This window comes from Stutzerimonas kunmingensis, assembly GCF_014764705.1.
Lineage (GTDB): Bacteria > Pseudomonadota > Gammaproteobacteria > Pseudomonadales > Pseudomonadaceae > Stutzerimonas.
Genome location: NZ_JACXXG010000019.1, coordinates 33696 through 55070, shown reverse-complemented (window position 1 = coordinate 55070; position 21375 = coordinate 33696). Strand labels below are relative to the sequence as shown.

The following is a 21375-nucleotide window of genomic DNA, read 5'->3' as shown; positions in this document are numbered from 1 at the left end:
CGGTGCGGGCGCCGGCTCAGGCTCACCCGGCTCATCAATCGGCACAGGGTCGCCTGGGTCCTCGCGCTTAGGATTGCCCTCTTTCGGAGCGGTTTGGTCAATCATCGGCATGCCCTCAGTCCTCAGCTCAGCGCCCGTAGCAGTTCGTTCTTGCGCATCTTCGAACGGCCACGAATGTCCCGCTCGCGGGCCTTTTCCATGAGCTGGTCGCGGGTCATGTCGGCAAGCGCCGTGCTGGTCGACGTCGAGCTTCGTGCCGAACCCTTGTTTGGTGATCTGCCCTGGCGGGCATCGGCTGCGCGGTGGGCCGAGTCCTTGCGCTCAGCCCGCTTGGTGGTCTCGCTCTTGCTCCTGCCCGAGCCCCCTTTGCGTTCGCCGCCACCGGATTGCTTGTTGACCGTCGCCCATGCGCGCGCTTCGGCCTCGTCCTCAGGGACGCCACGCTTCTCGTAGCCTTCCTCAATGTGCTCGGCCTTGCGTTGCTGCTTGTCGGTGTACTTGGTTTTTTCTCCACGAGGCATGCTGGTCTCCTTCAAGGGGAGCGTTGAATGCACAGGCCCGAAGCGTGCTCGCGCCTGTGCCCGGCTGTCAGCGATGCAGTTTGCGCTGGTTTTCCTCAAGCTGATCGCAGGTCAGGAAGCCCTGGCCGTCCACGCGGCCGGAGCCATCGAAACTGACGTAATAAGGTTGCTGATGGCCATCGCGATTGAGGATGTAATCGTGGCAGATGCCAGGCACTACAGTGCGAGCTGCGGCCTTCGAGGGCTCCCCACCGATGGCCAGTACCTGCTCCTGAGACATGCCAGTCTCCACATCGCGTACCAGTGGCTCGTCACGGAAGGTGATGCGGTCTACCGGGTTCTGCACATTGCCGGAACAGCCGGCGAGCAGCACGACAGGGGCGAAGATGTAGATGGCGCGCTTGATCATGGGAGTGCCTCGTTGCGTATGGACGTTACCTTTATGGCCATACGGCGTCCGGCAAGGTTCAACGGATCAGCGGGCGACGGTATCAACGGTCATCAGGGGTGACGCGCCAGACCACGTTGCCGACATCGTCGGCCACCAGCACGGCCCCGGTCTTGTCCACGGCGACGCCTACAGGGCGACCCATTGCCTCTCCTGCCTCGTTGACGAAGCCGGTCAGCACATCCTCTGCCTGCCCAGCCGGCATGCCGTTGCGGAACGGGATGAAAACCACCTTGTAGCCACTGCGCGGCTTGCGGTTCCAGGAGCCGTGCTGACCAACGAACGCGCCATGGTGGTAGTGCTGCGGCAGCAGCGTGTCTTCGTAAAAGATCAGGCCGAGCGAGGCGGTATGCGCGCCCAGTGCATAGTCCGGGACAATGGCGCGCTCGACCAGATCCGGGCACTGGGGCTGCACGCGCTCATCGACGTGCTGGCCGAAGTAGCTGTAGGGCCACCCGTAGAATCCGCCGTCCTGTACCGACGTCATGTAGTCCGGCACCAGATCGCTGCCGATCTCGTCGCGCTCGTTGACGGTGGTCCATAGCGCTCCGCTGTCCGGTTGCCAGGCAAGGCCATTGGGGTTGCGCAGGCCTGAAGCGAACAGATGCATGCTCCTGGCTTGCGGATCCACCTCGAGAATCGCTGCGCGGTTCTCTTCGGCCTGCATGCCGTTCTCGGCCACATTGCTGTTGGAGCCGCTGGTGACATAGAGGCGGCTGCCGTCCTGGCTGGCAATGACGTTCTTGGTCCAGTGGTGATTGATCGGCCCAGCGGGTAGGTCCACGACCTTCTCGCCGTTCGCAGTGATACGGGTGGTGCCGGGCGTATAGGGAAAGCGCAGCAGCGCGTCCGTGTTGGCGACGTAGAAGTGGTTGCCTACCAACGCCATACCGAACGGGGAGTTGAGGTTTTCCAGAAACACCGTGCGCTGTTCCGCCACGCCATCGCCGTCACGATCGCGCAGCAGGGTGATGCGGTTTGCGCTGGGGCCTCCGGAGCCAGCGCGGGCCATGATCTTGCTGGCAATCCAGCCGCGCAGTCCCTGGCTCTGTTGCTTCGGCGGTGCGTCCGATTCCGCCACGAGCACATCGCCATTGGGCAGCACATGGAGCCAGCGGGGATGGTCCAGGTCACGGGCGAACGCCGCCACGCGCAGACCGGCCGCCGCCTGCGGCTTGCCATCTTGCGGCCAGCCTTTGGCGGGGGCGATGTGCACCGTGGGCAGGACTGTCTTTTTCGGCTCTGGCAGCGCTGGTGTCGGGCCGTATCCGAATTCCACTGGAAGCTTGGCCGTTTCGCTGCATCCTGCCAGAGCAGCCAGAACAGCGCCGGTCAGAAGAATACGGAAGTTGGACATGGCGAAATCCTTGGGCAGTGGAGTGGCGTTCGTTAGCGCGGCTGGTCCGGGTGGCGACGCTTGCGCGCGGCACGCAGGGCAGTATGCCGCTCCAGCCGTGGCATCAAAGCAAAGATCGCCAGCGCCAACAGCGTGCTCATTACGGCCGTTGCTTCATGCCCGAGGCCGACGGCGACACCGATCGCGGCCGTAAGCCAGATGCCCGCGGCGGTGGTCAGGCCCTTGACGTCTTCCGCGGAGTCGCCCTTGAGGATAGTCCCGGCTCCGAGAAAGCCAATACCGGTAACCAGGCCCTGAATCACCCGGGAAATGTCCTCGAGGCTCATGCCCGCCTGCACCGGCACCAGTACGAACAACGCTGCCCCAAGCGCAACCAGCATATGGGTGCGCAAGCCGGCGGCCTTGCGTCGGCGCTCGCGTTCATAGCCGAGCAGGCCGCCGAGAATCGACGCGATCAGCAGACGGCTACTGACGCGGGTCGCGTCCTCCAGGTCGGTGATGTCGGAGAACTCCGACGCGATGGTGTAGGAGATGCTCGCCCACCACTCCATGTCCTTCTCCAAGCCAGGCTGGTTCTGATTTGGATACGCGAGGCGGCGGGGGGTTCGCTAATCGGTGACCTGGAAACGCAGCATGCCGATCATCTGGCCTGCTTCGGTAACGACACGTACTCGCCAGCGGCCCGATGATTTCTCCGGGAAGTTGCGCTTGTGGGTCCAGGCGCGGTAACCGGCTTCGCGGCCGCCGCTGATCTCCAGGGCGATACGGTCGACGCGCCGGCCGTTGTGGTTCCACTCGTGGAAGATGCGCTCCTTCAGGCCGCGCGGTGCGTTGATGGCGGTATAGGCGTAGAGGCCATTTGCGTGCAGTTCTGCGCTGGTGATTTCGCGCAGCCCCTTACCGGGTTTGCGTTGCTGATCATCGAGGCTCATGGTCACGGCGACATCGGTCAGCCACAGGGTTGCCGGGGGCACCCAGGTCCGTCCCAGCCAACCAGCGCCACCCAGCGCCACTGCCAGCAACAGGATGCCGGGCCACGTGCGCCAGTTCGAGCGGGGAAACAGTCCGCTGAGGCTCGGCAGGGCCAGCACTACTGCGACGCCCAGCGCCAGCTGATAGCTCTGCGGGGTGGACAGATGAAGGATGATCGGCAACGCGGTCAGCAGGACGGCGAACAGCGTCAGCGCGTGAAACCCCAGGTAGACCCAGCGCCGCGGTGCCAGCCATTTGTAGTACAGCGGATCGATCAGCGAAACGAGCGCGGCGGCGCCAAGCAGGCTGGTGAACAGGGCTTGCCCACTGTTCCAGGTGGTGGTGATGGCAAAGAACGGAATGATGAAAAACAGGCTTTCCTGATGCACCATCTGGGTGGCATAGCGCAGCAGCGGTCTTGGCACCTGCCAGCCGAACCAGCGCTGCAGACTGCGCCGCAGGCTCGATTCCAGTACCAGCCAGAGCCAGCTCACCAGCATCACCAGGGCGACCACCTTGGCCAGGCCGGCGTGGCGTTCCACCAGAACGAAACTCGCCACCCCGGAAACGAAGCCGAACAGCGCAACCGTACCTGGATAGCGCCGAATCAGGCGGCTAGCCAGGTCGAACAGGCGTGATAACAGCGGCTTGAGTTGCATGATGGTTCGGGTCCGGATACGGCGTGCTTATCAGAAGTATCGAGCACAGGCGGGCTGGTGCAAGCCCGCGGTCGAGACCCTTCGCTTGTCGAGGGCGGATGGTACAGCGGGCGCGCCCCGCTGGTGTGGCCAGGCGCCCCTATTTGGCGTATTTCGCAGGACGATCAGTCGCTCTCTTCGATCACCTGCTGTACCGCCTCGGGCTGCTCTGGCATCGCCGATGAGTGGTGACTGGTGATCAGCCACTGTCCGGCGTCGGCGAACCACTTGTAGGTAAAGGTATAACGAGCCGGCACCGTCTTGCCGTCGCCCAGCTTGAAGCTGTAGAGCCCGGTATCGAGCGCGCTGTTGCAGTCGATCATGATCATTCGCGAGACAATTTCGCCCTTTGGTTTCAGCGCCAGAAAGTGCTCGAAGTAGTCGAGCTTGGCTTCCGCCGTCTGCCGCGGCGTGTTGGACACTGTAGGCAGCAGCATCGAGTCAGGTGCGTAGTTTTCCACCACGCGTTTCGGGTCTCCTGATTGCACATCGTCGTTCCAGCGATCGAAAAGCGCGGCGACCTGCGCTTCGTTGGTGCCATGACAGGTCGGGTCGTCCGCCAGCGCAGCCAGCGGGGCGAGGGAAAGGAGCAGGGGGAGGGCGTATTTCATAGTGTCACTCGTAGCCGGTGGTCGATTGCGGATGTCTCCGCAGCGGTACTGCACAGCTTGGATACGTCATGCAGACTTGTGACCGTCCGCTGCTGCGCTCATTCCCGCCAGCGGTCGATCAGGGCTGCAGTGCCGACTCGATGGCTTCCCGGACAACGCTATAGGAGCGCGCTGCATCCGCTGGCAGGCGGACCTGCGGTAACCCGATCGTCTCGCACAGTCGATCCATGAATTCCTCATCGGTGTCCGGGTCGTGCAGGTTGATGACGCAGACCGGCTGAAGATCGGCCCTGTCGCACAGCACGAAATCGAAGCGCGTGGCCGCGATGCGGTTGGTGGCGCGGTACCAGTACGCCCGTCGGGCGATGGCGGTGACTTCCACAACGTCGGCGACGCTTACCTTGGGGAAGATCAGATAGCGCTCGCCGACCGTGCGTTGCAGCATTTCCAGCAGCTCGCGTTCCGCTGGCGAGAATAGTGGCGCCTTGAGGCGATAGGGATACTGCAGCGCGGGATGGTTGAGCTGCCGGTTCTTGACGAAGAAGACCAGCACGAAGATGACGAACGCCACCAGTGTCAGGGCCAGCCAGCTCATGGACGTCTGCCCTGATGCAGCGATTGAAGCCTTGTTGATGCACCCATGGTGTAAGCCTAGGAATTAGACGAGCGATGCTTTTGTTGAGTCCAGCGCGTTCGATTCGTTCGGCTACCTTATCCACTACAGCTGTGGGCCGAGTTGTGGATAACCATTTAGCTGCTTGCTACAGCCCTAGCGGCACTAGCGATCGAGCCTATTGATCGAAAATTGTACGTTCGCAGGTTCAAGGCTTCTAAAACGTCGTATTGCCCGCACATGCGTAACACAACAGGTCGAAGCGAGCGCTTATCCACTTTTGCTGTGGATGCGCATGTGGATAACATGGGGAGGCAGAGCTGCGGCCCGCTTGATGCGTGGGCTACAGCTCGGAGAGTGAAATTTGATCAGCTGGATTCAGCCAGATCACAGCGGCGAATTTTTGGCCCAGCGACTATGAGTAGGCGGTTGCCAGGCATCCAGCAACTCTATGAGCGCCTGCGACTCGTCACTACGTTGCAACATCTCGCGGTGCTGGGAGCGGACGAATCCCTCTTCGACGAGGTGATCGAGGAAATGACTGAGCTTGCTGTAGAAGTGGTTGACGTCCAGCAACCCGAGCGGTTTGGGGTGATAGCCAAGCTGACCCCAGGTCCAGACCTCGAAAAGCTCCTCCAGCGTACCCAGTCCGCCAGGTAAAGCGATGAAGGCATCCGCGAGCTCTGCCATCCGCGCCTTGCGGGCGTGCATGCCGTCGACTACTTCCAGCCGAGTGAGGCCGGTGTGGCCGACCTCGGCATCTTTCAGGCTCTGCGGAATGATGCCGATCACCTCGCCGCCGGCAGCCATGGTGGCGTCTGCCACGACCCCCATCAGGCCGACGGCGCCGCCGCCGTAGATCAGCCGGATGCCGTTGGCCGCGAGGGTGCGGCCGAGATCCTGGGCTGCTTGTTCATAGATGGGGTTCGAACCACGGCTGGCGCCGCAGAAAACGCAAATGGAACGCAAGGTCATCGTTAACTCCGCTCTTAGGGCTGGCGGAAGGGTACGCGGGCATGGACGAACGGCCAAGCGTGCTGGGCGATGTCAGCGGCCGTTCAATGCACCTCCGCTGGCGCACGCGTAATTGGCAAACAGGCTCTCGAGCAGATTGCGACTGGACATGGACAATCTCTCCGTCGGTTGATGCGCTCATGCTAAGAACAGGGCGCTCCCGGCGCTCTTAGATTCTCGACATTGCCGTGATAGCACTTGCGCTATTTGCCGCTTCATTTATCCCCGATAGTTGTGTGCGGTTCTGTGGATAACCTTGGGAAGGTCTGCTCCAGGCGAAGCGGCGCGGGACTTCCAGCAGTATGTGCGTTTTTTGCTCAGTCCCGCTTGATGCGACCACAGGCCGCATAACAGAAGGCCTCGCACGTTCATAGGCAATGTGTGCGGTGCCGTTTCACGATGGTAGTGATCGCATCAGTTATCCACGATGGCTGTGGATAACGCTGTGAGTTGTTTGGGCAAATACGCCGCCGGGCCAGTGATGGCACGGCTGTCGGCGGTATGAATAAAAAACGTCCAGAACATTGGCGTCGGAGCAGCCCATCCTCGACTCTTATGCACTGGCATTCATTTCCGGGCGGTTGGTTGTCGGGTCCCGGCGCCTGATCGACACTCGGCGCTCCTGAATTCATCCAAGACCGCTGAGGGAGTACGCATGACTGATGCCATCCGCTTCGAAGACAAGGTAGTGATCGTGACCGGAGCCGGCGGCGGGCTCGGGCGGGCGCACGCGCTGCTGTTCGCCCGCCACGGTGCGAAGGTCGTGGTTAACGATCTGGGCGGCAGCACTCAGGGCGATGGAGCCAACAGCTCCGCCGCCGACCGAGTGGTGGAGGAAATTCGCCAGGCGGGCGGTACCGCTGTCGCCAATCATGATTCAGTAACCGATGGCGATCGCATCGTGCAACAGGCCCTCGATTCCTTCGGCCGCATCGATGTGGTGGTGAACAACGCCGGCATCCTGCGCGACAAGACCTTCCACAAGATGGAAGACGCCGACTGGGATCTGGTCTATCGGGTGCATGTCGAGGGCGCCTACAAGGTCACCCGTGCCGCCTGGCCGCACATGCGCGAACAGAACTACGGGAGGGTGATCTTCACCGCTTCGACCTCCGGCATCTATGGCAACTTCGGGCAGTCGAACTATGGCATGGCCAAGCTCGGTCTGTACGGCCTGACCCGCACGCTGGCGCTGGAAGGGCGCAAGAACAACGTGCTGGTCAACGCCATCGCGCCCACCGGCGGCACGCGGATGACCGAGGGGCTGATACCGCCGCAGGTGTTCGAGCAGCTCAAACCCGAACTGGTGAGTCCGTTGGTGGTGTATCTGGCTAGCGAGCAGTGCCAGGAAACCTCCGGCCTGTTCGAGGTGGGCGGCGGCTGGATGGGCAAGGTGCGCTGGGAACGCAGCCTTGGCGTCGGCTTCGATCCGAAGGCCGGTTTCGATGCCGAGGATGTCGCCGCGCAGTGGCAGCAGATCTGTAATTTCGAGAACGCGGCGCACCCGGCTGACAACATGGAAGCGTTGAAGGAGATGATGGCCAACCTGCAAAAATACGCAGGCTGACCTATGGCTTGCGCTGCCGGGCAATCCGGGAGCGCATTCAGATGGGGGCCTCGCCCGGCTCCGGGCGCAACAGGCGTAGTGCTTTCTCGCGGGCCTGACTCAGGTTGCGCACATACAGCAGATGCCCCTGCAGGCGGTGAATGCCGGCGCGGCGCAATTTCAGGCGGACTCGCGCATTGCTGCCGCTCAGGATCAGCGTTACCCCCAGTCGGCGGTAATCCACCAGCACGTTTTCCAGCGATGCCAGCGCGGTCATGTCCAGCATCGGCACTGCGCTGATGTCGACGATCACCACCTTCACCTCGGGATTGAAGCGCCGCAGGGCGCCCAGCGCCTTTTCCGCCGCGCCGAAGAACAGCGGCCCACGGATCGCGTAGGTCGCCACGTGCTCGGGCATGTCCTGGAGGATGCGCCGTTGCTCGCGCGAGAGAGTGGTGGTGTCGGTCAGCTCGCTCATGCGCTTTATGAACAGCCCGGCTGCCAGCAGCAGCCCGACCCCGACGGCCAGCACCATGTCGAACAGCACGGTGAGTGTCAGGCAGGTCAGCAGCACCAGCACATCGCTGCGCGGTGCGATGCGCAATACGTGCATCACGTGCGGTGCTTCGCTCATGTTCCAGGCCACCATCACCAGCAACGCCGCCAGTGCCGCCATGGGCAGGTAACTGAACAGCGGCGCCAGCCAGAGCACTGCGACCAGCACCACACCCGCATGAATCATTGCTGCCAGCGGCGAGAACGCCCCGGCCCGGACATTCGTGGCGCTGCGGGCGATCGCTGCGGTCGCCGTGATGCCGCCGAACAGCGGGGCGACCAGATTGCCCAGCCCCTGGCCGATCAGCTCGCCGTTGGGCTCGTGGTTGCTGCCGGTCATGCCGTCGGCGACCACGGCGCAAAGCAGCGACTCGATGGCGCCGAGCATGGCGATGGCAAACGCCGGCGCGAGCAATTCGCGGAACAGCTCGTAACTCAGCTGCAGCGGCTGGCCATCCGGACCGGGTAGCAGCCAGGGCCAGGCGAAATCTGGGAGAAACGGTGGAATACCCGGATGGGTGATGCCGTCCAGGGTGTAGCTGAACCGCTCGCCAAGGGTCGCCACGGACAATCCGGACGATTCCAGCAGCAAACCTGCCAGCGCACCGACGGTCAGTGCCACCAGGTGCCCGGGTACTTTCGGTACCCAGCGCGGCCAGATGATCAGCACCGCGAGACAGATCGCCGCCACCAGCGCGTCGCCGAGCCGGGCGCCCGGCAGCGAGCGCAGCAGCAGGCCGACCTGCTCGACGTAGTGCTGTGGCTGTTCGGTCAGCGTCAGGCCGAACAAGTCCTTGATCTGCAGAGTGGCGATGACGATGCCGATGCCCGCGGTGAATCCGAGGGTGACAGGGTAGGGGATGAATGCGATCAGGCGTCCAGCGCGCAGCAGGCCCAGCGCGATCAGGATCAGACCGGCGAGCATGGTGCACAGCAGCAGGCCGCCAAGGCCGAACTGCTGGGTGATCGGCAACAGGATCACCACGAAAGCCGCTGTCGGCCCGGAGACATTGAAGCGCGATCCCCCGGTCAGCGCGATCAGTGGCGCGGCGATCAGTACGGTGTAGAGGCCGTGCTGTGGCGCCACGCCAACGGCGATCGCCAGAGCCATGGCCAGCGGGATGGCGATGATGCCGACCGTCAGGCCGGCGCTGATATCGCCGCGCAGTGCGCGGGCACCGTAGCCCAGACGCAGGACCTGATGCCAGGCGGCAAACAGTGGGGGAAGCTTCATGCCTGGGACGCTCCTTGTAGGCGAAGGCGCCATTATAAGCGCGGGCAGCTCTTGTTATTTGTGCTGAAAGATCGCCCGGTATACCGAGGCGGCGATGTACGACCTTGGTCGCAAGCCGGCCTGGCGCGTTGAGTGCGTCGCCTGCGAGGAGTAAACTGCCGCCCCCGTGAGACCCCGTGGACCGGAGGCGGCATGCGTAAAGACAAGAAGCAGGTGATTGGCGACGAGATCGCGGATGAGTCGATCAAGCTGTTTCTTCAGCCTGAACCGGCTGACGATACCCCCCCTTCGCTGCACAAGCTGATCAAGGCCTATCGCGGCCTGCGCATTGATGATTTCGAGCGCTTTCTCGGCTTCTTCGTGGCCGCCGGCTACGACCTCGATGCCCGGGATAGCCAAGGGCAGAGCTTTATCGATCTGGTCGCCAAGCAGCGTCAGGCCAGGCCCTATATCGAACTGATCGAGGCCATGCGCGGCTGAACTGAGGGCCGCCGTTTCGTATCGAATGCATCGGCACAGTCCGCTGCCAGCGGCGAAGGTTGCGGCTGGCTTCGGCAACATGATTCGCAATCGTTTTCCTCGCAGCGTCCACCGTCGAGCACTGGGCCAGGCCCGCTCCGGATGGATCGCAGCGAGAGGAAGGAGGCCAAAAGCCGCCCTTCCGACAGCTGGCAGGCAGCCTCTGGCTTCCTGTTCTCGGGCACATGTTCCCGAGCAGCGGTCCAGGCACATGCTCCGTTCCTGACCGTCTGGCTGGTGGGTTTTACGGGGCCGCGTACTGCGGTCTCGACAGTTTAATGCTGTGATTCTGGAGAACGCGTTGATGACGCAACACGATAGCGAAGCAGTGGATATGGTGCTGGTGGGAGCCGGCATCATGAGTGCGACCCTCGCGGTACTGCTCAAGGAACTCGATCCCAATATCAAGCTGGAAATCGTCGAGCTGCAGGAATCCGGGGCCATCGAAAGCTCCAATCCGTGGAACAATGCCGGTACCGGTCACGCCGGGCTCTGCGAGCTGAACTACACGCCCGACAGCAAAGATGGCGCAATCGACATCAAGAAGGCCGTGCTGATCAACACCCAGTTCGAGGTCTCCAAGCAGTTCTGGGCCTACCTCGCTGACCGTGAAGGTTTCGGTTCCCCGCGTGATTTCATCAATGCTGTTCCGCATCTGAGCTTCGTGCGCGGCAGCAAGAACATCGACTATCTCAAGCGTCGCTTCGATGCGCTGAAGGCCCATCATGCCTTCGCTGACATGGAGTACAGCGAGGATCGCGCGACTCTGGCCGAGTGGATGCCGCTGATGATGCCGGGCCGCGCCGCCGACGAGCCTATCGCTGCAACTCGCGCCATGAACGGTACCGACGTCAATTTCGGTGCGGTTACCAGCCAACTGCTCGGCTATCTGTCGCGCAGTGCTGGGGTCAAGGTGTCCTACAACCAGAAGGTCACCGGTCTCGACCGTACAGCCAGCGGCTGGAAAGTCGACATCAAGAACACTCGCACCGGCGAATCGCGCCAGGTGCAATCCGGCTTCGTCTTCCTCGGCGCCGGTGGCGCTGCGCTGCCGCTGCTGCAGATGTCCGGTATCGACGAAGGCAAGGGCTTCGGCGGCTTCCCGGTCAGCGGTCAGTGGCTGCGCTGCGACAACCCGGAAATCGTCAAGCAGCACCAGGCCAAGGTCTACAGCCTGGCAGCGGTCGGCGCGCCGCCGATGTCCGTACCGCACCTGGACACCCGTGTCGTCGACGGCAAGAAGTCCCTGCTGTTCGGGCCCTACGCCGGCTTCACCACCAAGTTCCTCAAGCGCGGTTCGTTCATGGACCTGCCGCTGTCGATTCGGCCGAGCAACATCGGCCCGATGATGGCCGTGGCACGCGACAACATGGACCTGACCCGCTACCTGATCAAGGAAGTGATGCAGTCCATGGAGGATCGCCTGGAAACCCTGCGTGGTTTCTATCCCGAGGCCAAGGCCGAGGACTGGCGTCTGGAGATCGCCGGTCAGCGCGTACAGATCATCAAGAAGGACCCGAAGAAGGGTGGCATCCTGCAGTTCGGCACCGAACTAGTCGCGGCGAAAGACGGCACCATCGCCGCGCTGCTCGGCGCTTCGCCGGGTGCTTCGGTGACCGTTTCGATCATGCTCGACCTGCTCGAGCGCTGCTTCCCCGAGCAGTACCGTTCGCAGGCCTGGTCCAGCAAGCTGCAGGAAATGTTCCCGGCTCGCGAAACCACACTGCAGAACGACGCAGCAGCCTACCGCGAAATCAGCGAAATGGCCGACAAGCGCCTGGGCCTGGAGTACTGACCAGCAGGCCAGTCCCGGCTCGAACGAAAAGCCCCGTACGAACCTGCGGGGCTTTTTTGTGCCCTGAACAAAGCGCCTGTTGCCGCTCAGGCCGCGCGTTCGCAGTCGGTGGGAAGATGCTGGCCAATCCAGCTCAGACGCGCTTCCTCGACCTCCACCCAGTTCGCGCCATCGGGCCGGCCGGCACTGCTCAGCAGCATGCGGCAGCGCCCCTGTTCGTCGAGCAGGGCGAAATGACGGGGCTTGCGGCGGCGCAGCAGCGAAAGGATCTGGCGCATGGGTTTCACTCCTGGCGAAGAGATGCTCCCTTATCGCAGGGCTCTATGACAGCCGCATTAAATGAACGGCGCAGCACTGCCATCGGTCTGAATCGCATCACTGTCGGCGCGTCGCACCGCTGGGTATACTGCGCCGCACTCGTCGCCCCCTAACCTGGAGAAAACAGCATGCTGCAACGCCTGTTGTTCGGTTTTGTCACCGTTCTTGGAATGAGTCTCGTAGGCTGTGCCCACAGCCCGCAGCAGCTCGATCCGAACCCCAAACTCAATGGCACCATCAATCCTGTCGGCCAGGGCCAGCCGGTCGTCGTGCGCGTGGTCGATGCGCGCCCCTCGCCGACGCTTGGCACCCGCGGCGGCCTTTACCCGGAAACCAGCGCGGTGATCGTGCCAAGTGCCAAGGTCATACCCAAGCTGCAGGCTCAGACCGAAGCGGCGGTGCGCCTGCTCGGCTTCACCCCGTCGCCCAACGCCTACAACGCGCCGCAGCTGACCCTGACCCTCGCGGAGCTGAAGTACCAGTCGCCGAAAGAAGGCCTGTACGTGACCGAGGCCAATATTGGCGCGACGCTGAAGATCGAAGTGCAGAACGCCGGTAAACGCTACAACGGCCGCTATGGTGCCTCGCTGAACCAGCGTTTCGGCATGGCGCCGAACGAGCAGACCAACACCAAGCTGGTCACCGATGTGTTGAGCGATGCGCTGACCCGCGTCTTCCGCGACGACAACATCGGTCGCCTGCTAGCCGAGTAAGTCGCCAGCGATACGCACGACTCGCCGGTCCTGCCGATCCGAAACCCTGCCATGGCCCCGCCTGGCAGGGTTTCTTCGTTTTCACGGGGCGTAAACGAAAACGCCCCGCGATCAGCGGGGCGTCGAGTGCAGCCAGTCGAATCAGCGAACGCCGGAGTTGCGCAGCGCAGCCGGGGTGTACTGGTTGGAGTTGGCCTTGTAGTTGTAGGTGTAGGGGTTCTTCTCTTCGTTCTTCATGCCCATGACCAGATAGCGGCCAGAGATGAGGTCGTACAGGGTCTCCATCGAGTACAGCGGAACCTGCACGTTGTAGAAGTACAGACTGTGTGCCTCGGCTACTCGCCACAGCTGGTTGCGGCCGTCGTAATGGTCGATCACCGCAGCTTGCCAGGTGTCTTCGTCGATGAAGAAGTGGCGCTTGGCATAGATGTGGCGCTCACCCGACTTCAGCGTGGCTTCCACTTCCCATACGCGGTGCAGCTCGTAGCGGGTCAGGTCCTGATTGATATGGCCGGCCTTGACGATGTCTTCGTACTTCAGCTCGGGCGAATCCAGGCGGTAGGAGTTGTAGGGGATGTACACCTCTTTCTTGCCGATCAGCTTCCAGTCGTAGCGGTCCGGCGCACCGTTGAACATGTCCAGGTTGTCGGATGTGCGCAGACCGTCGGCTGCAGTGCCCGGGCCGTCATAGGCGACCTGCGGGGCGCGGCGTACACGCCGCTGGCCGGCGTTGTAGATCCACGCCATGCGCGGTTCCTTCACCTGGTCGAGGGTCTCGTGTACCAGCAGCACGTTGCCGGCCAGGCGGGACGGCTCGGTGACCTGCTGCTTGAAGTAGAACAGCACGTTGCCATGCTTATCGGGGTTGTAGTCGGTCAGGGTGTCGGTATAGACCACCTCGTCGACGAACTTAACCAGGCTGAAGCTGCCGTTCACCTGTGGCGTGGCCTGGGCGACGACGCGCCGCGCCGAGCCGCCGCGGTAGCGGGTGATGTGGTTCCAGGCGACTTCCAGGCCGTCCTTGGGAATCGGGAAGGCGACGGCCTTCTCGAAGTTTTCCAGGCCATTGCCGCCGCGGACCATGTTGGTCTGCGTGGCATTGCGCGCGGCGGCGTCATAGACATGCTGGGGCATGGCCGCGCTGCGGCGTGTCTCGTAGACCGGCAGGCGGTAGCTGTCCGGATAGCGCTTGAGCATGGCGATCTGCCCAGGCGTCAGGTTGTCCTTGTACTGCTCGTAGTTCTGCGCCGTGATGGTGAACTTCGGCTTGTCGCTGGCGTAAGGGTCGCCGACGAAACCGTCTGGCGTCACCGCCGCAGCGTCCTGAGCCAGTCCGCCGGTCCAGGCCGGAATGGTACCTGCAGCGTTGCCGGACTTCTCCGCGCCGATCGGCGTCAGTTCGTTGCCGAGGCGGGCCGCCTCGGTTTCGGACACCGCAGCCATGACGTTACTGGCCAGCAGTGAAAGCGTGAGCGCTCCGGTTGTGAACATTGTTATTTTCATTATCTCGTCCTGTCATTTCTGAATAGCTGATTCCCCGTGGCGCTCGCTGCTGCTGCGCCATGTGATTCGGCCTGAAGAGCTGTGCCTGCAGCGCCTGGGTTGCGGATAACCGCTCGATGGAAAGGGATGCTTGTCCATCGACCGTTATCGCATTTGGCTGCCGCCCCCGCACAGGCTCTATTTCGCCGTTTCGAGGTATGCCGAGGGTGACGGCGCGCCCGACCTTTAGTCAAGGCCGACCGGTGAAGAGCGCGTCATAAGCTGGCCTGATAATGGTGCAGAGCTGACATCGCTCCGTCGGGGAATTCGGAATCCTGGCGGGCGTCTGGATACACTATGCGGCTGCCTGGGCGACTTCGAAGAGAGGAAAATCTGGATGGTGTTACATGCGCAGTCGGGGCTGGTGATCGCCCCAGCATTGCTTCTCAACGGGCTGGCGCTGCTGTGCGCGCTATGCGGCGGCTGGTTGCTACTGGCGACGCATTGGCGAGAGACACGCGCCCTGCGGCGGCCGCTGGTCGCTTCCGCACTGGAAACGGCGTCGACGAGCGATGGCGCGACTCAGCGCGTCAATCAGCTGTTCAACAGGGTAGGCGGGGCTGGACTGCTGCTCGGCCTGGGGCTGTCGATGGCCTCACGGCTGCTCTGAACGTGTTTTCGATTCGCTGAAGGGCCCGCGGATCAGGTACTGCGGGCCTTTCGGGTTCAGGGTTCCAGACCGGCGTTGAGCCGGTACTGATTGCGCACCGGCATGGCGTACTGCTGAATCAGATAGGGCTGCTGCACGCTTGGGCAGGCGGCCAGACGCTTGCTCCATTCGGCTTCGGCGCGCTCCACTTCCTCGCGACTGAACAGCTCGGCGGCACTGGGCACCTGGATATCCGGATCACGGTCGTCCCAGAGCCGGTACGCGAGGTAGTGCACCGGGAACAGCCGATAGCTGCCGAGAATCTGCCGATCCAGCGCCAGGGCCATCTGCTTGGAATCTTCGGGCGCGCGCTCCATGGGCGTGCCGAAGGCGATGTGCACGCGTCCCTTGTAGCCGGTGATGCCCAGGGCAATGCTCGCGTCGTCCTCGCCCGGTGCCTTGGTATAGGTGCCGGTGGTGGCGCGGATGTATAGCTCGCGGGCCTTGGCCTGGTCGCATGGGTCGTATTCATAGCTGATCGCCACCGGCACCGGGCGCAGTGCCGCCAGTGCGTCCGCGAACGCCTCGTCCTTGCGGCTCATGTGCAGCATCTTGAGGATCGCCGAATCGGTGCGGTCGTCCCCATCCTTCGCGCGCCCTTCGGCCTGGGCGATCCACACCGACTCGCCATCGTTGCGGATCGAATGGTTGATGTACGCCGACAGCACCTGGTAAGCCGCCAGTTTCTCGCGCCGACCGCTGATGGAACGGCGCACGATGAAGCTCTTGTTCAGACGCATCAGGTCGCTGACGAAGGGGCGCTGCAGCAGGTTGTCGCCGATGGCGATGCGCGGGGTGCGGATGCCGGCCTGATAGACCGCATAGTTGACGAACGCCGGGTCCATGACGATGTCGCGGTGGTTGGCCAGGAACAGATAGGCTCGGCCCTGCTGAAGCTGCTCGAGCCCGGTAAAGGTGACGCCGTCGGTAGCACGTTCGATGGTGCGGTCGATGTAAGCTTCGATCTTGTGCTGCAGTGCATCCACCGTGCGGATACTGGCGAACTGTTTGCGCAACCGCCGCGAGATGACTGGCTTGATCAGCCAGCCCATGCTGTCGGCCAGCCGCGGAAAACGGAAGTGCGCCAGAATGTCGAGAAACTCGCGATCGGCGAACAGGCGCGCCATGACTAGCGGTACTTCGGCGTCGGCGTAGGGTCGGATGGCTTCGAATTCGTCCATCATGCTCTCTGTAAAGGAAACGAGGAACGGGCCTGCAGCGGTGGGCAGGCAATTCGCGGAACGGACCGGAGCCGGCTGGCTCATACTCATCGAGTAAACGGCCGTTTCGCCTCATGCCTGAGAAACCCTACTTGCGGCCCAGGGTGCCCAATTGCGGGACACACCGAGTCGGTCTTCTTAAAGGTTCGAATCAGCGACCTTTAAAGACGGCGATTATAGCGACAAGTCACGCGGAGGACCGATGCTGGAAACACAGCTCTTTCATTGCCCTTATTGTGGCGAGCCGGTCGAGGCCGTCCTCGATCTCAGTGCGGGCGATCAGCAGTACATCGAGGACTGCGCCGTGTGCTGCCGGCCGATCGTCTTTGATCTGCGTACGGACGGTGAACAGTGGCAGCTGGAAACCCGAGGGGAGGACGAATGATGCGGCGTATCTACGAGCCGCGCGATCTGCTGGAGGCGGAGATGCTCAGCGGCATGTTGATTGCCGAGGGCATCGAGGCATTCTTGGCGGGTAGTCATCTGATCGGCGCCATGGGCGAGCTGCCGGCGGCCGGGCTGCTCGGACTGATGGTTGCGGATGCGGATGCCGAGCGGGCACGTCAGCTGATCGCTGCGTACAATGGCGCCGAGCCGTTGCCGGGCGATGAACCGGAGAGTTACCCCGGCGAACTGATCTGCTGACGAGTCTTTTTATGTGCGGTCGCTATGCCCTTTTCCGCTGGAGCCAGGACTTCGCTGCCTTGCCCGGCTTCCCCTCCGATCAGCAACCGCACTGGAGCCTCGCGCCTGGCGCTTCGGTGCTGCTGTTGCGTCAGGTCGATGCGCAGTTGCAGCTCAGCCGCGTGCGCTGGGGGCTGACCCCGGCCTGGCTTACCGATCTGACGCGCACCCCTGCCCAGGCCCGGGCAGAAACCATCAGCGAACAGCCTATGTTTCGCGAGGCGTTTCGCCAGCGGCGCGGGTTGCTGCCGGCCAACGGCTTCTACGAGTGGCGTGGCTCGGCGCGCAAGCGCCCGTACTGGATGACCAGCGAAGGCTCGCTCGGCTATTTCGCCGCACTCTGGGAAGCCTATCCGGTACAGGGTCATACGTATCTGAGCGCCGCCGTGGTGACGCTGCCCGCGGCTACGCTGCGTCGGCCACTGATGCTTAATGAAGCCGGGCAGGCCGCCTGGCTCGATCCCGAAACGCCGCTCGAGACATTGCAGGCGCTGCTGGCCCAGCCTCAGCCGGCCTTGCGTGAGCGGCCACTGGCAACCGTGGTGAATGACCCGCGTATCGACGGGCCGGAGTGCCTCACGCCGGCGTGAACCGGCGCGGCTGCGTCGTCCTCACACCCTGAACTGGTTGATCAGGCGACGCTGCTGTTCGGCCAGGCGCGTCAACCCGGCACTGGCCTGGCTGGCTTCCTCGGCGCCACCGGCAACTTCCTGCGCGACCTGACCGATGTTGGTGACGTTGCGGTTGATGTCTTCGGCCACCGCGCTCTGCTCCTCGGCGGCACTGGCGATCTGGTTGTTCATGTCGTTGATCAGCGAGACCGCCTGGGTGATCGCCTGCAGCGCCTCGGCCGCGGCATCCGCCTGCTCGACGCTGCGCTGGGTGCGGCTCTGACTCTGCTCCATCACCTGCACCACATCCCGCGTGCCGTTCTGCAGCTGCTGGATCATCTGCTGGATCTCGCCGGTCGCCTGCTGCGTCTTCTGCGCCAGGTTACGGACCTCGTCGGCCACGACGGCGAAGCCGCGTCCCTGCTCGCCGGCGCGGGCGGCCTCGATTGCCGCGTTTAGGGCGAGCAGGTTGGTTTGCTCGGCAATGCTGCGAATGGTCACCAGGATGGCGTCGATGTTCTCGCTGTCGCGGGCCAGCGTCTGCACCACCTCCACCGCGCGGCCGATCTCGTCGGCCAGTTCCGTGATGGTCGAGCCGGTGTCCTGCACGATGTGCCGGCCCTGATTGGCCGCGCGATCGGCATTGTTGGCGGCTTCGGCGGCCTGGGTCGCGTTGCGCGCAACGTCCTGGGCGGTGGCGGTCATTTCGTGCACGGCAGTGGCCACCAGCTCGATTTCCGCCAGCTGGGTCTGCACGCCCTTGTCGGTACGGATGGCGATGTCGGCGGTGTGCTCGGAGGCATCACTGACCTTCTGCACCGAGCTGACGACCTCGCCGATCATGCCCTGCAGGCGGGCGAGGAAGGCGTTGAAACCGGCGGCGATCTGGCCTAGCTCGTTGCGACTGTCGATGTTCAGGCGCTGGGTCAGGTCGCCTTCGCCCTGGCCGATGTTGTCCAGCATGACCACCATTTCGCGCAGCGGGCGGGTGATGCGGCGGCTGATAAGCCAGATCGCCAGCAGACCGGCAAGGCCGATCAGCACACCGATGACGAGCATGGTGGCAAGGCTGCTGCGGCTTTCGTCGGCGAGGGCGACCATCAACTGGTCCAGCTCCTTCATCACCTCGGCGGTCGGCAGCTCCAGCATCAGCACCCAGCGGGCTTCGGTGCCGGCAAAGGAAAACGGCAGGAACAGCGCGACGCGGCCACGGGCCTGATCGATTCGATAGTGGGTCTGACCGGCCGGCAACTGCTTGACCAGTGCCTGCTCCTCGGCGTCGAGTATCTGTGCGGCGGGCTTGCCGATAAGGCTGGTGTCGCGGCTGTAGGCGGCAAGGCGGCCGTTGTTGGAGATCAGCGCGATCTGGCCGACGCCACCGTAGAGCTGGGTGTTGGCCTCGCTCAGCAGCTGTTGGATGAAGTCGACGCTGATGTCCGCGCCGACGATACCGTGGAACTTGCCCTCGATTATGATCGGCGCATTGAACGACGACAGCAGCGACGTCTTGCCATTCATCTCGTAGGGTGCTGGATCGCCTACGCAGGGCTTGAGCTGCTCGCGCGGGCAGAGGTAGTACTCGCCGGCGCGCACGCCGGTTTCCAGCAGGCGGGTGTCCTCGATGTCGGTGAGCTTGTCGACCACCATCTGGCCGCTGGCGTCGCGGTAGATCCAGCTGGCGAAGCGGCCGTCGACCATGCCCGGGGCGTCGCCGCGATACATGACGTCGTTGACGTCCACGCCGTTGGGCTCCCAGGCGATGTAGGTGCTGGTCAGATTGGGGTTCTCGAGCAGGGTCTGTCGCGCCAGATTGATCAGCTCTTCGCGCGTCAGGTTGGCCATCGGCATCCCTTCGTCATCGCTGAGGCCGGTCAGGGTGTGTACTCGAGCGAGGCCGGTGGCGATCTGCAGGGGGGCCTGGAGTTGTGCCTGGATGCGACTGACCTGGGTCTGGGCGAGGGCAGTGACGCGCTGCTCGACCATGCCGTCGATCAGCGAACGGGTCCGCTCCTCGACCAGCGCCTGGCTGCGCATTCCGGAAACCATCGCATACAGCAGAAGTGCGGCGATCACGGCCAGGGTGCAGGCGCCGGCCAATGCGGCGAAGGCGGTCTGGATGGATCTGAACATGTGCGGAACCCCAATTGCGCAGCGGATAAGGAGGCTATCGGCAGGATTTGCGACAACTGCAGCGGTACGTTCGGTTGCCTGACAGGTGGGTCCGCGATAGGGTCTGTTCCCGTTTCGTACGCGGCCGCGCCGCCCGGCCCTGCGGGTAGCGCGGCAAATGGCGCCATGCGGCGTTGCGGGACTTGGCAAGGGAGCCACCATTACCTGCGTCCCGCGCCTGCGGAACGCCGCCCGGCCATGGCGCCATTTGGCGCAGCAACGTGGCTTGCGACGAAACGGGAACAGACCCTAGGATACGGCGCAGGTTTTCCGGAGAGACTCGATGTTCAAACCGCACAGATTGTCGCTGTTGGTCGCCGCTGCCGTGCTGGCGGGCTGTCAGGCCGTCAACACCACCAGCGGCGGCGCCGTAGGCGTCGACCGCAAGCAGTACATGTTCAGCATGCTGTCGACCGAGCAGGTCAACCAGATGTACGCCCAGTCTTATCAAGAGACGCTCAGTGCGGCGTCAAGCAAGGGTGTGCTGGAGAAAAACAGCGCAATCACCAAGCGGGTCAACGGTATTGCCCAGCGGCTGATCGCCAAGGTCGGAGTATTCCGTCCCGATGCCACGCAATGGGACTGGCAGGTCAACGTCATCGACAGCCCGGAGCTTAACGCCAACTGCGGCCCGGGCGGCAAGATCATCTTCTACACCGGCCTGATCGAGAAGCTGAAGCTCACCGACGACGAGATCGCGGCCGTGATGGGCCACGAGATCGCCCACGCATTGCGCGAGCACGGTCGCGAAGCCATGTCCAAGGCCTATGGCGTGCAGATGGCGACGCAGCTGGGGTCGGCCATGGGCGTCGGTACCGGCGGCCTGCAGCTGGCGAACATGGGTGTGGAATATCTGATGACGCTGCCTAACAGCCGCGGCAACGAGAACGAAGCGGATCTGATCGGCCTGGAGCTCGCGGCGCGCGCGGGCTACAACCCGAATGCGGCGATCACGCTGTGGGAGAAGATGGCTTCGGCCGGTGGTTCGGCACCGCCCGAGTTCATGAGCACGCACCCGTCGTCCACCACCCGCACCGCAGCGTTGAAGACGAATATTCCGAAAGTGATGCCGCTCTACGAGCAGGCCCGCAGCGGCCGTTGAACGATGACCTGTCGCCGGCCGTTCAGGCCGGCGACAGCAGCGTCGAAAGGGGGGTCTCGATACCCAGTTGCTGATGCACGCCTTCGAGGTCGATGAGCGTGTGGATTTCCTCGATATCGCCAGCTGGGTTCAGCGTCCAGACGCTCATCACGGCGATCGCGAGAATCTTGTCGGCGACCGAGTAGCCGAGCAGCGGCGTCGCCAGCGTTCCCATCACAGTGGTTGAGGTGACCACCTTGTGGCCCTCGCAGATGCACTCATCCACCACCACTTCCAGATCCGGCACGGCTGTACGCACATTGCGCACGAGCTCGGCGAAACCTGCGCTGTTCAGCGGCTGGCCGATGAATGAGCCCTTGTAGGCGAAATACTTGCTCTGCATCTGTTCGGAAAGGGCCAGGCGGCCCTTGTTCCAGCTCAGATCGATATGGTTGCAGACTCGTTTCTTGCGTCCATCCGCTGACATGCAGCCTGATCTCCTCGG

At 63.2% G+C, this 21375-nt stretch carries 23 protein-coding genes; 9 read left to right on the top strand and 14 right to left on the bottom strand.

What is annotated here, in order from left to right; genetic code table 11:
• Window positions 1-122: 122 nt before the first annotated feature.
• The 8 genes from IEG05_RS14865 to IEG05_RS14830 form a co-directional block, all read right to left on the bottom strand.
• Entirely contained in the window at window positions 123-521 is a 399-nt protein-coding gene (locus IEG05_RS14865; protein WP_191122321.1) for a Rho termination factor N-terminal domain-containing protein, read from the bottom strand.
• 67 nt (window positions 522-588) lie between these two features.
• A complete protein-coding gene (gene osmE / locus IEG05_RS14860; protein ID WP_042928487.1) occupies window positions 589-930 on the bottom strand; it encodes an osmotically-inducible lipoprotein OsmE in 342 nt (113 codons plus the stop codon).
• Between the two features lie 82 nt (window positions 931-1012).
• Window positions 1013-2326: a PQQ-dependent sugar dehydrogenase gene (locus IEG05_RS14855; protein WP_191122320.1), complete on the bottom strand. Its 1314-nt coding sequence runs from the start codon at window positions 2324-2326 to the stop codon at window positions 1013-1015.
• 32 nt (window positions 2327-2358) lie between these two features.
• Window positions 2359-2877 (bottom strand): MgtC/SapB family protein, encoded by a 519-nt coding sequence (locus IEG05_RS14850; protein ID WP_014821328.1) that lies wholly within the window; start codon window positions 2875-2877, stop codon window positions 2359-2361.
• 57 nt (window positions 2878-2934) lie between these two features.
• Window positions 2935-3957, bottom strand: coding sequence for a DUF5924 family protein (locus tag IEG05_RS14845; protein ID WP_191122319.1), 1023 nt, complete (start codon window positions 3955-3957; stop codon window positions 2935-2937).
• 164 nt (window positions 3958-4121) lie between these two features.
• A complete protein-coding gene (locus IEG05_RS14840) occupies window positions 4122-4607 on the bottom strand; it encodes an SgcJ/EcaC family oxidoreductase (protein ID WP_046617982.1) in 486 nt (161 codons plus the stop codon).
• Between the two features lie 118 nt (window positions 4608-4725).
• A complete protein-coding gene (locus IEG05_RS14835) occupies window positions 4726-5202 on the bottom strand; it encodes a DUF2726 domain-containing protein (protein ID WP_191122318.1) in 477 nt (158 codons plus the stop codon).
• A gap of 405 nt (window positions 5203-5607) precedes the next feature.
• The gene (locus IEG05_RS14830) at window positions 5608-6195 is read right to left on the bottom strand and encodes an LOG family protein (protein ID WP_041014805.1); all 588 of its coding nucleotides are present in this window, start codon (window positions 6193-6195) and stop codon (window positions 5608-5610) included.
• 694 nt (window positions 6196-6889) lie between these two features.
• On the opposite strand from IEG05_RS14830, the gene IEG05_RS14825 reads away from it, so the two are divergent.
• Complete coding sequence (locus tag IEG05_RS14825; RefSeq protein WP_191122317.1) at window positions 6890-7801, top strand: SDR family oxidoreductase; 912 nt, start codon at window positions 6890-6892, stop codon at window positions 7799-7801.
• A 37-nt stretch (window positions 7802-7838) separates the two neighbouring features.
• Here IEG05_RS14825 and dauA read toward each other — a convergent pair whose 3' ends face one another.
• Window positions 7839-9569, bottom strand: a complete 1731-nt coding sequence (dauA, locus tag IEG05_RS14820) for a C4-dicarboxylic acid transporter DauA (RefSeq protein ID WP_125897754.1) — start codon at window positions 9567-9569, stop codon at window positions 7839-7841.
• Window positions 9570-9761: 192 nt separating this feature from the next.
• Here dauA and IEG05_RS14815 point away from each other — a divergent pair, with 192 nt between their 5' ends.
• Window positions 9762-10049, top strand: a complete 288-nt coding sequence (locus IEG05_RS14815; protein WP_191122316.1) for a PA4642 family protein — start codon at window positions 9762-9764, stop codon at window positions 10047-10049.
• A gap of 322 nt (window positions 10050-10371) precedes the next feature.
• A complete protein-coding gene (gene mqo / locus IEG05_RS14810) occupies window positions 10372-11883 on the top strand; it encodes a malate dehydrogenase (quinone) (protein ID WP_191122315.1) in 1512 nt (503 codons plus the stop codon).
• Window positions 11884-11969: 86 nt separating this feature from the next.
• On the opposite strand, the gene IEG05_RS14805 is transcribed toward mqo, so the two are convergent.
• Window positions 11970-12161 (bottom strand): hypothetical protein, encoded by a 192-nt coding sequence (locus tag IEG05_RS14805; RefSeq protein ID WP_014821320.1) that lies wholly within the window; start codon window positions 12159-12161, stop codon window positions 11970-11972.
• 168 nt (window positions 12162-12329) lie between these two features.
• On the opposite strand from IEG05_RS14805, the gene IEG05_RS14800 reads away from it, so the two are divergent.
• Window positions 12330-12914, top strand: coding sequence for a YajG family lipoprotein (locus IEG05_RS14800; protein ID WP_014821319.1), 585 nt, complete (start codon window positions 12330-12332; stop codon window positions 12912-12914).
• 141 nt (window positions 12915-13055) lie between these two features.
• Here the strand turns inward: IEG05_RS14800 and IEG05_RS14795 are convergent, their stop codons facing one another.
• On the bottom strand, window positions 13056-14405 hold the full coding sequence (locus IEG05_RS14795) for a DUF1329 domain-containing protein (RefSeq protein WP_191122314.1): 1350 nt from the start codon (window positions 14403-14405) through the stop codon (window positions 13056-13058).
• 388 nt (window positions 14406-14793) lie between these two features.
• Between IEG05_RS14795 and IEG05_RS14790 the strand changes: the two genes are divergently transcribed.
• The gene (locus tag IEG05_RS14790; RefSeq protein ID WP_125862207.1) at window positions 14794-15066 is read left to right on the top strand and encodes a hypothetical protein; all 273 of its coding nucleotides are present in this window, start codon (window positions 14794-14796) and stop codon (window positions 15064-15066) included.
• Between the two features lie 56 nt (window positions 15067-15122).
• On the opposite strand, the gene IEG05_RS14785 is transcribed toward IEG05_RS14790, so the two are convergent.
• On the bottom strand, window positions 15123-16289 hold the full coding sequence (locus IEG05_RS14785; RefSeq protein ID WP_191122313.1) for a 1-acyl-sn-glycerol-3-phosphate acyltransferase: 1167 nt from the start codon (window positions 16287-16289) through the stop codon (window positions 15123-15125).
• 238 nt (window positions 16290-16527) lie between these two features.
• Here IEG05_RS14785 and IEG05_RS14780 point away from each other — a divergent pair, with 238 nt between their 5' ends.
• Genes IEG05_RS14780 through IEG05_RS14770 form a run of 3 tightly spaced genes read left to right on the top strand, consistent with a single transcriptional unit; the run spans window position 16528 to window position 17599 of the window.
• Window positions 16528-16710 (top strand): CPXCG motif-containing cysteine-rich protein, encoded by a 183-nt coding sequence (locus IEG05_RS14780; protein ID WP_003302744.1) that lies wholly within the window; start codon window positions 16528-16530, stop codon window positions 16708-16710.
• Window positions 16710-16970 (top strand): putative signal transducing protein, encoded by a 261-nt coding sequence (locus IEG05_RS14775; protein WP_014821315.1) that lies wholly within the window; start codon window positions 16710-16712, stop codon window positions 16968-16970. The genes IEG05_RS14780 and IEG05_RS14775 overlap by 1 nt, the downstream gene beginning before the upstream one ends.
• Before the next feature lie 11 nt (window positions 16971-16981).
• Window positions 16982-17599: an SOS response-associated peptidase gene (locus IEG05_RS14770; protein WP_014821314.1), complete on the top strand. Its 618-nt coding sequence runs from the start codon at window positions 16982-16984 to the stop codon at window positions 17597-17599.
• A gap of 21 nt (window positions 17600-17620) precedes the next feature.
• Here IEG05_RS14770 and IEG05_RS14765 read toward each other — a convergent pair whose 3' ends face one another.
• Window positions 17621-19750 (bottom strand): methyl-accepting chemotaxis protein, encoded by a 2130-nt coding sequence (locus IEG05_RS14765; protein WP_179484701.1) that lies wholly within the window; start codon window positions 19748-19750, stop codon window positions 17621-17623.
• A gap of 322 nt (window positions 19751-20072) precedes the next feature.
• Between IEG05_RS14765 and IEG05_RS14760 the strand changes: the two genes are divergently transcribed.
• On the top strand, window positions 20073-20891 hold the full coding sequence (locus IEG05_RS14760; protein ID WP_104098474.1) for a M48 family metallopeptidase: 819 nt from the start codon (window positions 20073-20075) through the stop codon (window positions 20889-20891).
• A gap of 22 nt (window positions 20892-20913) precedes the next feature.
• Here the strand turns inward: IEG05_RS14760 and IEG05_RS14755 are convergent, their stop codons facing one another.
• Complete coding sequence (locus IEG05_RS14755; RefSeq protein WP_125862211.1) at window positions 20914-21357, bottom strand: ester cyclase; 444 nt, start codon at window positions 21355-21357, stop codon at window positions 20914-20916.
• Between the last annotated feature and the right edge of the window lie 18 nt (window positions 21358-21375).